General features: G+C 67.2%; 11 protein-coding genes and 1 pseudogene. 3 read left to right on the forward strand and 9 right to left on the reverse strand.

Annotated elements, in window-relative coordinates:
* Nucleotides 1-77: 77 nt before the first annotated feature.
* Together ACZ4Z1_RS18350 and ACZ4Z1_RS18355 are read right to left on the reverse strand one after the other, a co-directional pair.
* Nucleotides 78-239 (reverse strand): hypothetical protein, encoded by a 162-nt coding sequence (locus ACZ4Z1_RS18350; RefSeq protein ID WP_468487627.1) that lies wholly within the window; start codon nucleotides 237-239, stop codon nucleotides 78-80.
* A 77-nt stretch (nucleotides 240-316) separates the two neighbouring features.
* Nucleotides 317-499, reverse strand: a complete 183-nt coding sequence (locus ACZ4Z1_RS18355) for a hypothetical protein (RefSeq protein ID WP_468487628.1) — start codon at nucleotides 497-499, stop codon at nucleotides 317-319.
* 1,252 nt (nucleotides 500-1,751) lie between these two features.
* Between ACZ4Z1_RS18355 and ACZ4Z1_RS18360 the strand changes: the two genes are divergently transcribed.
* On the forward strand, nucleotides 1,752-2,705 hold the full coding sequence (locus tag ACZ4Z1_RS18360) for a ribosome-inactivating family protein (RefSeq protein ID WP_468487629.1): 954 nt from the start codon (nucleotides 1,752-1,754) through the stop codon (nucleotides 2,703-2,705).
* A 653-nt stretch (nucleotides 2,706-3,358) separates the two neighbouring features.
* Here the strand turns inward: ACZ4Z1_RS18360 and ACZ4Z1_RS18365 are convergent.
* From ACZ4Z1_RS18365 to ACZ4Z1_RS18380, 4 genes and pseudogenes are all read right to left on the reverse strand, one after another.
* On the reverse strand, nucleotides 3,359-3,496 hold the full coding sequence (locus ACZ4Z1_RS18365) for a hypothetical protein (RefSeq protein ID WP_358969844.1): 138 nt from the start codon (nucleotides 3,494-3,496) through the stop codon (nucleotides 3,359-3,361).
* Between the two features lie 113 nt (nucleotides 3,497-3,609).
* Nucleotides 3,610-4,188: a molybdopterin-dependent oxidoreductase gene (locus tag ACZ4Z1_RS18370; protein WP_358969842.1), complete on the reverse strand. Its 579-nt coding sequence runs from the start codon at nucleotides 4,186-4,188 to the stop codon at nucleotides 3,610-3,612.
* Between the two features lie 375 nt (nucleotides 4,189-4,563).
* Nucleotides 4,564-5,022, reverse strand: a complete 459-nt coding sequence (locus ACZ4Z1_RS18375) for an SRPBCC family protein (protein ID WP_468487630.1) — start codon at nucleotides 5,020-5,022, stop codon at nucleotides 4,564-4,566.
* Nucleotides 5,023-5,062: 40 nt separating this feature from the next.
* Nucleotides 5,063-5,671 (reverse strand): annotated as a pseudogene (locus tag ACZ4Z1_RS18380) (TnsA-like heteromeric transposase endonuclease subunit); the annotation flags it as partial.
* 387 nt (nucleotides 5,672-6,058) lie between these two features.
* On the opposite strand from ACZ4Z1_RS18380, the gene ACZ4Z1_RS18385 reads away from it, so the two are divergent.
* Nucleotides 6,059-6,766, forward strand: a complete 708-nt coding sequence (locus ACZ4Z1_RS18385; RefSeq protein WP_468487631.1) for an ANTAR domain-containing protein — start codon at nucleotides 6,059-6,061, stop codon at nucleotides 6,764-6,766.
* Nucleotides 6,767-7,131: 365 nt separating this feature from the next.
* A complete protein-coding gene (locus ACZ4Z1_RS18390; protein ID WP_468487632.1) occupies nucleotides 7,132-7,320 on the forward strand; it encodes a hypothetical protein in 189 nt (62 codons plus the stop codon).
* Between the two features lie 290 nt (nucleotides 7,321-7,610).
* On the opposite strand, the gene ACZ4Z1_RS18395 is transcribed toward ACZ4Z1_RS18390, so the two are convergent.
* The 3 genes from ACZ4Z1_RS18395 to ACZ4Z1_RS18405 all read right to left on the reverse strand — a co-directional run.
* Nucleotides 7,611-7,961 (reverse strand): hypothetical protein, encoded by a 351-nt coding sequence (locus ACZ4Z1_RS18395; protein WP_468487633.1) that lies wholly within the window; start codon nucleotides 7,959-7,961, stop codon nucleotides 7,611-7,613.
* The gene (locus ACZ4Z1_RS18400; RefSeq protein WP_468487876.1) at nucleotides 7,949-11,779 is read right to left on the reverse strand and encodes a polymorphic toxin-type HINT domain-containing protein; all 3,831 of its coding nucleotides are present in this window, start codon (nucleotides 11,777-11,779) and stop codon (nucleotides 7,949-7,951) included. Before ACZ4Z1_RS18400 ends, ACZ4Z1_RS18395 begins: the two co-directional genes overlap by 13 nt.
* A 148-nt stretch (nucleotides 11,780-11,927) precedes the next feature.
* Nucleotides 11,928-12,983: glycerophosphodiester phosphodiesterase family protein (locus tag ACZ4Z1_RS18405; RefSeq protein WP_468487634.1), on the reverse strand; the 1,056-nt coding region annotated here is incomplete at its 5' end.

Consider the following 12,983-nt stretch of genomic DNA (forward strand, 5'->3'; position numbering starts at 1 on the left):
ACCTCGCTGCCGAGCACCGCCGTCTCTACCCAGCTGACCAGCATCGATACGCTCTCACGGCTTGACCGCGATCTCACTCAGGAAGAGCCGCACCCCCATCCGAATCCGCCTTGCTCGCTGAGCCACACGGTGCAGCCGCATCCGGCAAGGCGTGCGGTGATCGCGCCGGTCCCGGCCTCGGCCTCCACCTCGTGGCCTGCGGCCGTGAGTATCCGGGTGAGTTCCTGCGTGGGGGTCATCTGTGCTTCCTGTTGCTGCTGGCGAGGTTCAGGGGCCGGGGCGGTGCGCTGACCGCCCCGGCCGGTGGGAGGGGAGTTCAGGCGGCGGCAAGCTCGCGTTCGGTGACCTTGCACCGCTGAAGCACGGTCTGTGCCGTCTGGCCGTAGGTGCTGTGTTCCTTGACCGTGCCGGTCACCTGGACCTCGTCGCCCCGGTCCGGTACCTGGGCGGCGCTGCTGAACCAGACGTAGACGTTGCCCTCGGGGTCCTGGAACTTCACCAGGTGGCGATGTCAGCGCGACTCCCCGCCACCCAACCGTGGCCGAAGCCGGTGCCGGTGTAGGTGGTGCGGCCTGCTGCGGGTCTTGGGGTAGGCGGCGCGGTAGCTGCGTTCCACGAGGGCCTTGCAGTCGGCCAGGACAAGGGCAGTGCTGCGGCATCACCGAGGTCTCGTCGCGTGCATCTTCACGGGCGCCGCATTCGGCTTCCTTGATCCGGTCGCCGACGCGGGTGATGAAGCCGAGCAGCCAGCTCCGGCGCCATGCGCGCACCCCCGTGCTCACGGGCACGTACTGTGCAGCAAGCCCGGTGTCCATCTGGAGGAGAAGCGAGGTGTAGAGCATCTCAATGCGCTGAAGGTCGCTCTCGTACCCGAAGACATGGAGGCTTCGGCTGCCGTCCGACCTCCTGCCCAGTGGGTTAAGTTTCCATGCGTTCGGGGAGAGCGGCGCATCGTCCGGGGCCGGGCCCCGGCCACAACGGGCCGGTGGCGGGGTTCCCTCCTCGGTCGGACGGCACTGCTCCGCGTGCCGTGTCGTAGGGGTGCGGTGTGGAGCGCCCGGAAGCCTCCGGCTTTCTGAGGTACGAGGAAAGGTGGAGGACCCGGACGAACGACTCCGTACCCCTACGACACGGTGCGCTTTGCTGGGACGGCCGACCGAGGAGGGAACCCCGCTTCCTCACAGCAACCGCGACGGTGCGGCAGCCGAACGGCGTGCCCCTCCCCCCTCCGAGGGAGGACCCGCCGGAGGCATAAGGACTTGACTCCCTGGCACCCCACTGATGCACCGATGCCCTCTTCGCCACCACGTGCCGACTCGCGGCTCAGCGTCCGTCGGTCTCTCATCTCAGTGTGCTGGCGGCAGGGCCTTTGGCGTGCGCCTTGTCGGGCCGTGTGGCGCAGCGAGTGCGAGATATCGGCGACTTGACCTGCAAAACTGCATGACGTCTTGGTGCGAGTCGGCAGCTGGACGGTCGAGCACGCGGAGCCCTTGGGCCCGGCCGTAGCGCCCGCGCGGGCAGTCTTCCTCCGTACGCTGCGGGCTGCACGACTGGACACAGCCGGAGCCGGAGCAGTGCCTGGGTGCCGACGTTAGATCAGCGTTAGGTCCGCACGGCAGAGTGAGGGGCACCGACGGCAAGGAGGCAACTCCGGCATGCGCCTGCATCGCCGGCTGACGCCTTGTCGACACATTCCCGCGGGCCCCGCTGGGGCTCTGCGCTCAAACGTAGGAAGAGCTTCCGTGCATCCAGTGTCCATCGTGCGCCGCGTCGGCAGACGCCTTGGCGTGCTGCTTCTTGCCCTGCTCGCCACATGCGGGCTGCTGAACGCCAACTCGGCACCGGCCTACGCAGACACGGGAAATTCCCGCTGGACTCGCATAAACTGGTTTGTCTCTGAGTTGGACGGCATGATGAGTACGCCGGAAGGGGCGAGTGACTACGAGGCTCTCATCACCTCCCTCCGCACCCTGGCCGGGCACCAGATCAACAACCGGAATGTGGACAGCCGCCTATTGGAAACCGAGACCGTAAGGAACCACTTCATCGAGGTTCAGGTTTTGACCGGTCCTGACCAGAACCAGATGCACTTGACGCTGTACTTCCGGACGAACGATCTTTACCTCGTCGGATTCGGCGCCAACAGCCGAAGGTGGCAATTCGGTGACGCTGGTGGCGATGAGAGCGCGCTGGCCCGGGCGTGGCGTGACCAGTACCACCAGGCCGGCGAATTCAACGATCTCGGCTACGACGAGAATTACAACAGCCTGGACCCGAACCGTGAACGCGGCAACATGGTCTACACGCCATGGTACCTGCACAATCAATTGATGTCGTTCCAGGGCATTACCCGGCAGACTGCGAACGACTACCGCCTGCGCCTGGCTTACATTGCCCAGGCCACCGCCGAGGCCGCCCGCACCCCATGGATCTTCAACCGTATCCACGAGACAATCCGAGACGGGCAATCCAGCGGGGATGATAGCGGTCGCCGTTACACCTACGTCGGCTCCTTCGGTATGGCTTTGGAAAACCAGTGGTCGAACCTGTCCCGCCTCATCTACCGGGTCATGCGCGGGCAGCGCGTTGATCCGGTCGACGTTGACGGACGCCGGTACCGCAATATCGATGACATCGTCCTGGGAGACCCCACGAGGCCGCAGATCGGTGCCCTCCTCGCGAATTCCGCCCAGATGAACCGGTGAGCCCAGTAGGCAAGGCCACGGTGACGCGCCGCAGTCTTGCCGAGGACCCCGGCGCACCGCGGCGCCACATGCCTGCCAGATGCGTGGACAGCCCAGTAGATGGTCCGTACCGCGTTGAGGCGCTTGCATCTCGAAAGTACGAGTGAACCAAGCCACTGCCCCCGCGAGCGCCGGGGTGGGCCCGCGGCCCTACCCGGCTCTCCTTTGCGGGGCTGTGCAACAACAAAGCTCCACCAGCCAAGCTGGTGGAGCTTTGCTACGACGCCTCGGTGCGAGCGGCAGGGCGGCCGGGCACCGCTTCCCTCTGCGCGCTGTGACCGTACCGCCGAACCCCCGTCGCCGTTCGCCTTCGTGCAGGGGTTACGCGCGACCAGGCTGCCGACTCGCAGCTCAGCGTCCGTCGGCCTCTCATCTAGTGTTCTGGCGAAAGGGCTTCTGGCGTGCGCCTTGTCGGGCCGTGTGGCGCAACAAGCGCGAGATACCGGGGGCTTGATCTGTAAAACTGCAGGACGTTTTCGTGTGAGTCGGCACAAGCGTCCGCCGCCGCATACACCGGCAACCTGCACGTCCTCCACCGTGCGGCGACCTGCTAGTCCCGTTGTCCTGTGCCATCGAGCCTTGAGCGTGTGCCGTCGAAGTTTGAGTGGTGTGGGTCACGTCTGCTCAAGCAGCTCGCCGATGCCGACACCGCGTTCAAGGTCGAACATCCGGAATTGGTAGTGGATGGAGCCGCTCAGGATCCAGAGGTCCTGGTTGTCGATGGCGTCGTGCCATGCCTGGGTTGGGGTCATGCCCTGTTCGTAGTGCGAAGTCAGCAACGCGTCCCGTGAGCAGCGATTTCGCGAACAGCAATTCCGCGAGCAGCGATTCCATGCGCAGTGAGCCGCCGCCGACTTGAAGTTGCTCACCGCGGCCGTGTGCGACTACCTCGGGCGCTAAGTGCGCGGATCGGCCCGATCAGCGCCCGGTAGACCGGCCGCACCACACGGCCGGGAAGATGGCGGTGACGTTCCTCCCGCCAGACCCTCGCCCTGCGGTGCGCCGCGATGGGCGACCACCGGTCGGGGTCCGGGGGTTGGGACGTGTGGAATTCGATGCGGCAGAGGTGCTTCGTACTGACGAAGCCGTACTGGCCGGGGCTGACCAGCCGCATCGGAGCTCCATGGTCGCTGTCGAGCGGCCGCCCGTCGAGACGGTCGGCGATGAGCACGTCGTCGGCCAAGGCGTCCTCAAGCAACACGATCGACCGGTAGCCGTCGAGACCTTCGAAGACAATGTGGCTGATCGACGCGTCCGTCTTGAGCAGCGGTTCGACCCGCATGCGGTAGAGGGCCTCGAACGCGACTCCTTCCCACAGCAGGCCGGTTGCCGACCATCCGGCGACACAATGGAAGTCGGCTCCGAGCTCTTGCCGTGGCAGCTTGGCGAGGTCGGTCACGGACAGGGTGACGGCCTCGGTCAGCGCTCCGCCGATCTCGATCACCGGGTCGGCGGGGACAGGCGGAGCCGGGTGATGGATATGTGTGCCGAAACGTGGGAATCCGTCGACGGCACGTTGGCCTGGGGGAAGCGTCATGTCGATCGTCCCTTGGGCGTGTATCGAAAGATGGTGCCAGGGTGGATCACCTGGCGTTCGATACCTAGGAACCGCTGATGGTCCGGGCTCGGTGCTTGGGGTGTCCGTCGGCCTCGGTATCGGTCTCCGACTGTTCGGTCCAGGGTTCTGGATACGCCATGGTAAGTCTCGGCGTCTGCGTTTGCCATGCATCCCCGGCTGCCCTTCGAGTCCGGGGAAACGGCGTTCCACAGAGGAACAGGGGACAGCCGGGTGGTCGCGCCACGGAGCCGCCGCGGTGGGTCAGCCGGGCGTGAAGCGGCCGCGCCAGGCGTCGGTCTCGGCACCCCTGCGCTCGATGTAGTCCTTGAAGCGCTGCATATCGCCCTTGACGCGCCGGGCGATGACTCCCGTCATGTCAGCGGCCTTCTCCGCCGCGCCGCTGGGCTCGACGTCCATGACGATCTCCACCCGGGTGTGCGTCTCGTCCAGGCGCTGGAAGCTGACCAGGCCCTTCTGCCGGCTGTCGCCGCTGGTGGTACGCCAGGCCACGCGGGTGTCCGGGAGCTGGTCGACGATCTCGGTGTCGAACTCCCGCTTGATCCCACCTGTCTTGGTGGTCCAGTGGTTGTGCCGGACGTCGAGTTGGGTGACCTTCTCGACGCCCTCCATGAACTTCGGGAACTCCTCGAACTGCGTCCACTGGTTGTAGGCGGTGCGGACCGGGACCTCGACGTCCACTGACTCCTTCACCGTGCTCATGGCTACGCCTCCTCAGCGGGGACGTCAGTGCCCTCTCCCGCAGCGGGCCCGGCTCTTCGAAGACCTTCAGCAGCCGGTCAGCGACGTCCCGGCGCAGACATCGGCGTCGGCGGTAGCGTGACAGCCACCGCATGCTCGCCATCAGCACCGAGTTTGGGGCGCCCGCGTGCATGAGCTCCCAGCCGACCGCCTGGCAGGCGCGTTCCGTCGCGGCGAAAGCCTCGGCAGCTGCATCGTCGACACGATCGGCAGCCCTGACATCGACAACGCGGGCCCGCCCGTCTGCGAGGCGTACGAAGTAGTCGGGAGCGTGACGGCGTCGGCGTTCACCGTCGTGCCAGTGCAGCCAGAACGGCTGTAAAGCGATGCCCGTGACCTGCGGATCGGCGTCGAAGAGGATCAAGCGGTCCCGCTCCAGCCACGACTCGTAGCCGATGTGCTCGCCGGTCGTCGCGCAGAAGTACCAGCCCGCGAAGCTCTTTCCGCCCTTGGGCCAGCGGAACGGCCGCACCGGCGTCACCTGCTCGAAGCGGATGCCCCAGCAGGAGGCCAAAGACCGCTGAACCTGTACGCCATCCTCCACAAACCCCAGGTCAAACGCCCTCAGGTCCGGGTCCGCGTACGCGCCCGCAAGCTCCCCCACTGCCACGCCTGACGACCAGCACCTCGTGCCACTCAAACTTCGATGGCACAAACCTAATGATCATCAAGGTTCGATGGCAATGATCAAGGTTCGGTGGCACAGGACACCCGTAGCCGGCATCCAGCAGCTGAGGCACCAAGAAAGACGGCAAGCCTTCGCACTCCTGTTCATCCCGCTGGCGCCTTGGCACGCAGGGCCATCTCCGCCGGCCGGAGTGAACCAGCGGTCCAAGGGGGCGCGCACCGACGGGCGCGCTCCCGTAGCCGCGGGTAGGCGGCCGGTTTCGGGGCACCCGTAGCGGGTTCGTGCCTGTCGACTGCGGCCCCCGGGCCGCTGAAATGGGTGTGTTACGCCGTGTCCGAGACCGGTTCAGATTCTGCGCCGTCCGGCGGCTTGCCGGAGCCCGGCGCCGCCCGCAACCACCCGAACCAGACTCCCGCGCCGGTACGGCGGCTGGCCGAGTACTGCCTGCACCTGCCCGGCGTCCAGGCCAGCGGCCTCCTGCTGGCCGATGGGCCACGGCTGCGCCAGGAGGTCATCGCCACCGACCTGGCCGCCGGCCGCCTGGAACGGCTCCAGGTCGACCTGGCCGAAGGCCCGTGCCGGGACGTGTGCCGCACCGGCACCCTGCTGGCCGACGTGCAGCTGACCGACCCTCGCAGCCAGGCACGCTGGCCCCGCTTTGCCCCGCAGGCACTGGCGGAAGGCTTCACCGCCGCCACGGCCGTCCCATTGCAGCACCACGGCCGGCTGCTGGGCGCCCTCAACCTCTTCCACCAGCACCGCCGCCTGGAAGCGGCCTACATCGGCGCCTGCCAGATACTGGCCGAAACCACCGCCTGGGCCCTGGCCCGCGAACAGGAACTCGCCCAGGTACGCGAACACAACGCCCAACTGCAAACGGCCCTGGACTCCCGCGTCATCATCGAACAGGCCAAGGGGCTGCTGGCCGAGCGCCTGCGCCTGCCCCCGCAGGAGGCATTCGCCCGGCTGCGCGGCTACGCCCGAGCCCACCAGCGAAAGCTCACCGCGGTGGCACATCAGGTCGTCTGCGGGCCCGCCGACCGCGGTCCCTTCCCCCGGCCCGAACCGGACTCCTGACCCGCAACCGAGCCCCCGTCCCGCCCGGTGCCCACTTCAGGGAACGGGGAGTACGCGCATGCGGTACAGGGGTAGGCCACCGACACGGCCAGCGGCAATACTCAAATCAGCCGCTCCCCCAGACCCCGGAAGCGGTCGGCACGCCAGGGACCGGCGACCATGGGCATCGGCCCCCTACCCAGCTCCAACCACACCCGAGACCGGCAGCCCTCACCCTGTCCCCATGCCAACGGTGCTGCCGTTGTCCTCTGTTGACCCGGCAGCACGCACCCTGACGGGTCAGCCGCTCGGCCAAGCAGCACACCACCGCCGCGGCGTACCTCAAGCGGCTCGCCAACCGTCACCGGACACCGGCGTACGGGCAGATGGCCTGTCGCAAGGAGAAGTTCTCCCGCTGGATCGCAGGCGCCGAGCCCGAACTGAGTGCCCAGCTTGCCATGGCCGACCTGCTCGGCATCGATGCCGAGCAGGACCACCGCCGCGGCTGGCCCGCCTGGCTCCTGCTCGCTCTCCATGACGGCGCTCGCGGCTGGGATCCGCTGACCGTACGGTGACCCAGCACCTGCCTTTGAGGCGGACATGACGTCCCGTGGAAGGCGGTTCTCGTGAGGCCGTGGGCGATCGGAATCGACCAGCTCACCCCGGGTGTCAAATCATGTGACAGCAAAGTGCACTCTCTGCATGGTTCCTACTCGACCCCCGAAAACACGACAGCAGGTGGCCGCAGAATCACCTGCGACCACCCGCCGAAAACGTCCAGCCCTTACCAAGAACCTCACTGGAGAGTGCTGGCCTGGCGATGCGTAAGCCCGTCGGCCTACGCTGCCCTTGTGGTTCCAATCCTTCAGCCGGCGGCCAGCCGCTGAAGTTCGACCATCATCCGATCCAGCGTAGCGACGTAGGCATGAAACTTCTCCTTGAGTTGCAACTCTTGATCCGTTGCGGTGCTCACCGAAGCGAATGCGCTCAGGAGGTTCTTGACTTCGCGTGCGTGCTCGTCCAATTCTGGGATGTCCGAAGCGCTCAGGTCACCGTTGTTGACCTGGCCCGCATATCCCGCGATCTGGTAGTCGATGTCGAGCAGATCGGAACCCAGGTCCTGCAGCTTCCCGGGATTCGGGCGGTCAGGATAGGGCATGGCACGGAATTCATTGTAGGCGTTCCGGAAGTCGGAACTGCCTGTCAGTCCCACCATGTCACGATCTTCCCGTCGTCGGTGTAGATGCCTTCACCACTCCTCCAGTCGCCCTTGATCTTCCAGCCCGGCTTGCCATGGCCCACCGTGACGCGAATACGGTCCTTGGCCGGTGTCTTGTCCCAGAGAGCCTTGGCTTCCTTCGTGTATTCGGCGAAGGTTCGTCCCTTGCCGTGCTTGTCAATGTGGTACTTGGCGCTCTCTTCCACGCTACCGCTTCGCCCCTTGTCCCACTCTTCCATCGCCTTGAGGTCTTCGTCGCACCAGTTGTTGTCGTTGTGGACGAGAACAGGCTGGTCGCCGGCGACCACGTAGTAGGTGTGCAGATCGGCGACTGTCAGGTTGTGGACCCGCTGGCCGGGCACAGTCCACGTCTTGGTGGCGTTGATCGGCACCGGTGCACCGGAGCTGCTGAGCAGTTTCATTCCGGGCTTGAGCGCTGCGGCGTCGAGCCATGCGCCGTTGCTGCCGGTCTCCCAGAAACGGTGCTTGTCGGTGGCGACGACGGTGCCGCCGGACTGCGCGCCGGAACGGGGGACGGTGATGCTGACGAGGTTCTTCTTGCCGCTGCCGGTGATGGTGTCCTGGACGGCCTTCGCTTCGGTGCGGCCGGTCTGCGGGTCTGTTGCGATCACCTGGTCGCCGATGCGGACGTCTTCAATCGGCTTGGTCCGGTGATCGGCCATCAGGACGCGGGTGCCCGGGACAAAGCTGTTGGGCCGGCATCTCTTCTTGAGCCCCTTCAGGGCCTTCACCTTGAGAGCGCTCATCGCGAGGTCCGGGAGGCACTTGGCGGACTTCGTCTGGAGGCAGTGCTCGATTTCGTCGGCGCCTATGTACCAGGCGATCAGCCGGTCCAGATAGGTGGTCGTGATGCAGCCCATGCCGCCGGCCCCGTCACCACCGCAGACCAGGACCGTCTCGCCCGGCTTCAGGTCCCCGTCCCCCAAGGCTTCGCGGCGCCATGTGAACAGCCGCTTTTCCAGGGAAGCGCGAAGCTCCTTGTCCGAGATCGGCTTACTGGGCTTGAGTGCCTCTTCCCGTATCTGGGCCTTGAGCTCCTCGACCAGTTTGTCAGCCGCGATTTTCAATGCCTCGGTGGACGCCTTGGCAGCCGCGAGAGCGTCCTGGTCGGCGGCCGCAGCGGAATTGCGGGCCTGATAGGCGGAGGTGTGTGCTTGCGATGAGTAGTGCGAGGCGCGTACCGCGGAATGCTGGGCCCGCTGTGCGGACAGGTCCGCAGCCCGTGCGTCCTTCTGTGCGGCCGCGGCGGCGTTGCGGGCCGTCTTGGCGGACGCGGCGGCCCGCTTGGACGATTCCTCCGCCTGGTCAGCAGACTTGTCGGCCTGCTGGGCGTACATGGCCGCGTCGTCGGAGGACTTCTTCGCCGCGTTCTTCCACTTGACGGCCTCGGCGGCCTCATTGCGGGCATGCGCGGCCACCCGCTGAGCCTCGGCCGCGTCCTTGTGTGCGAGGGCTGCCGACCGGTCGGCAGCCGCCAGCAGCGTGTCGATCTCGGCGATGTGAGCGGCCGCGTTGGCATCCCGCTGCTGCGCCTTGTACAGGCCGACCTGAAGGAAGGACCGCAGTCCCGACGGAGGCCCCGACAAGGCCGCCTGGGCCGCCGACTTGACCTCGGGCCCGCCGTTGGCCACGGCCTGCGCGGCGACGACGCGGTCGTCCGCTTCGCGGGCCTGGTACTGCCCGGCCACCAGGAACTGATGCAGGTCGTCGGCAGTGCCGTCCAGGGCCTTGTTGGCGGCGTCCTTCACGCCCGGGCCACCCGTGGTCATGATCTGCGAGACCGCGATGCGGTCGTCGTGTTCCTTGCCCGGGTAGGCCCGGGTGCGCAGGAACTCCCGCACCTGGTCGATCGGCTTGTCCACCACGGCCACGGCAGCCTGCCGCTGCTCGGGCTTTTCGGCGGTGGCCGCGATGTGCGCCACGCTGGCGCGGTCGTCCTGCTCCAAGGCGATCGTCAACCCGGTGCGTACGAACTCGGACACATCCGCGTCGGTGCCCTCCAGCGCCATCTCGGCATTGCTGCGGACCCAGTTCCCGCCGGAGTTGAGGAGGTTGACCGCGACGTGCCGTCCCTTGGCCGCAGCGGCCTTCGGGTCGGTGGCGGCTTCGGCCTCCTTGCGCAGCTCTTGCGTCTCAGCATCGAGCTGGTGGATCCGCCCGGCCTCCCATTCGGCAGCGGCGACCTCGGCGTCATGGGCCTTCTTGGCTTCTTCGGCCGCGAGGATGTTCTCGTCCTCTTGTTCGGCCAGCCGCTCGGCGTCGGCCTTGCGCGCCAGCGCGGCCACGGCCTTCGCCTGCTTCGCGGCAGTCTGCGCGTTGTTGGCCGCCGTCGTCGCGGCGTCGGCTGCTTCCTTGGACTGCTTGGCCGCGTTCACCGCTTTGCCGGCCTCGGCCGCGGCTTTCTCCGCTGCCTTGGCCGCGGCCTCAGCATGCTGCGCGGCGTCGTTGGCGGCGTCCCGTGACTGCCGTGCGGCCTTCGCGGCGTCACGGGCGTTGGCCTGAGCGGCGTTGGCCGCACGCGTGGCTTTGTCGGCCAGCCGCTTGGCCCTGGCTGCCGCAGCCCTTGCCTCCTCAGCCTTGCCGCCGGCCTGGCCGGCCCACTGGCCTGCCTCGGCCGCGGCCGCAGCGGCCGCAGCGGCATTGACGCCCGACCGGGCCGCGGCCCCCGCAGCAACCGCGGCGTGCTCCGCCGCTTCGCCGGCATTATCTGCGGCAACGGCTGCCTTCTTGGCTCCCGCCGCTGCTTCTCGGGAGACCTCCGCGGCTTTACGGGCCTCCTTGGCGCGGTTGGCGTCGCCGGCGGCCGCCGCAGCGGCCGATCTGGCCGAAGCCGCTGCGTTGCCGGCCCGGCTGGCGGCATAGGCCGCCTGGGCCGCAGCGCTGGATGCCACCCGTGCTGCCCGGTTGGCGCCCGCGGCCGCAGACACCGCGGTACGAGCCGACTGCGCCGCCCGGTCGGCCGCGGCGGCCGCTCTGCGGGCAGCAGCGGCGGCCTCCTGGGCCGAGGACTGGGCCTCCTTGGCCTGACGGGCTGCTTCTTCCGCTGCCGCCTTGGCCCGGGCCGTGGCCTTCTCGGCCTTGGCCGCTTCCTCCTTGGCCTTCTCGGTCAGCTGTTTGGCCCGCTTCTGGGCCTTGTCGGCAAGCTGCGCCAGCTGGGATACGGACAGCTTCTCCTGGTCACGTGCGGCAGCCACCTGCCATCCGTGATCCAGGAACTCCTGGATGTCTTCGGCAGAGCCGTCCAGGGCCTGCTGGGCGAGCTTCTGCACATTCGGGCCGCCCGCCACCATCAGCTGGGAGACCTGGACGCGGTTGTCATCCTCGGCCGGCTTGAGCTGCCCCTGGTTGATGAACTTGAGCCAGTCGTCGGGGGTGCCGTCCAGCGACTTGCCCGCCGCCTCCTGCACGCCCGGCCCGCCGGCGGCCATGATCTGCGAGACGCGGACGCGCAGATCATCGTCGTACGGCTTGACGAGTCCGTCGTCCAGGAAATCCTGGAGCTCCTTGACCCCGCCGTCCAGTGCGATGTTGGCCGCCTCGCTCACTCCCGGGCCGCCGATGACCATGATCTGTGCGACCTGGACGCGCAGATCCTGTTCCTCAAGGGCCGGAAGGTCCTTGGTCATGAAGGTACGGATGTCTTCGTCCGAGCCCTGCAATGCGGTTTCGGCGGCCTGGCGCACGCCGGGGCCGCCGACTCTCCATGCCTCCAGGACGTCCGACCGGCCGTACACCGGTGTGTCCTCGGCTGCGGCGGCCGGTGCGTCCACTCCGGCGGCCAGGGTCAGGCCCATGACCGCGGCCACGACGCCACGCCATCTGGACGCGCGTCTGTATCTGGTTGCCAATGTCTTCTCCTTTATCCCATGAGAGGGCTGAGATGCCTTCTGGTCCCGGCAGGCCGACCAAGGATTCCTGCCTGCCGGAGAATGTGCCGAGGGATCACTTGGCGGCGCAGTAACCCTGCCGCCACTTGAGGAACTCGTCCGGACGGTTGGTGATCATTCCGTCTATCCCCCACGACGTGGCCGTCTTCCAGTCGTTTTCACGGTCGACCGTCCAGACGAATGTCTCGACACCGGCCGCCCTGAGCTGGTTCACCACGCCCGGCCGGTCCGAGAGTCCCTTGAAGCCCACTGCGTATGCGCTGAGATTGAACGCGCGGGCGGTCGCCACGGGATCCGCGTCGAGCTTGGAGCGCAGCAGTGCGACCTTGAATTGGTGGGGAGAGGCAGCTGCGTGGCGCACGATGCCCTCGTCGAACGACTGCACCATGGTGCGCCCGGCCATGCCGGCTTCGGCGACGAGCCCGAGTGCCCGGTCAATGTCCGCCGAGGGCTGGGGCCCCTTGAATTCCAGGAGGAGTCGTGCGGACTTGACCTTGGGCGAGGCCAGTACCTGTTCGAGTGTGGGAACACGTCCGCCGCCCTTCACGTTCAACTTGGCGATTTCCGCAGACGTGAGGTGATCGACGCGGCCCGTGCCGTCGGTCATTCTCTCCACGGTGTCGTCGTGCATGATGACGGGCTGCCCGTCCTTGGTGAACTGCACATCGGTTTCCACCCAGTCCGCGCCGTGATCGATCGCCGCATCCAGGGATGCGACGGTGTTCTCCGGCGCGAGCTGGGGAGCGCCGCGGTGCCCGACCGTTTGTGTCGGAGAGCAGTGGGCTGTGGGGCCTTCTGCCGAGATACTGATGTCATCGATGGTGCCGGCGGCGTGCTCCTGCCAGGAGCTCTTGTAGAAGAGCCGGCCGATCTGCAGACCGCCCTTGGCCTGCCACGGGGTCGTGAACTTCGCTGTCTGCTGAAGCTGGCCGTTCACAGCCAGCGAGACCGTCTGCTGGGAAGCGTCGTACGTACCTGTCAGGTACGTCCATTCGCCGGCCCTGGCTGCGGCATTGCTCATGGCGCGGACGATTTTGGTGTCGTCCGCGTCGGTGGCGTGACGGTTGAAGACCCACTTGTCGTACGCCTTGGAGTAGTAGATCTGGAATCC

The sequence above is a fragment of the Streptomyces sp. NPDC030165 genome, assembly GCF_055573595.1.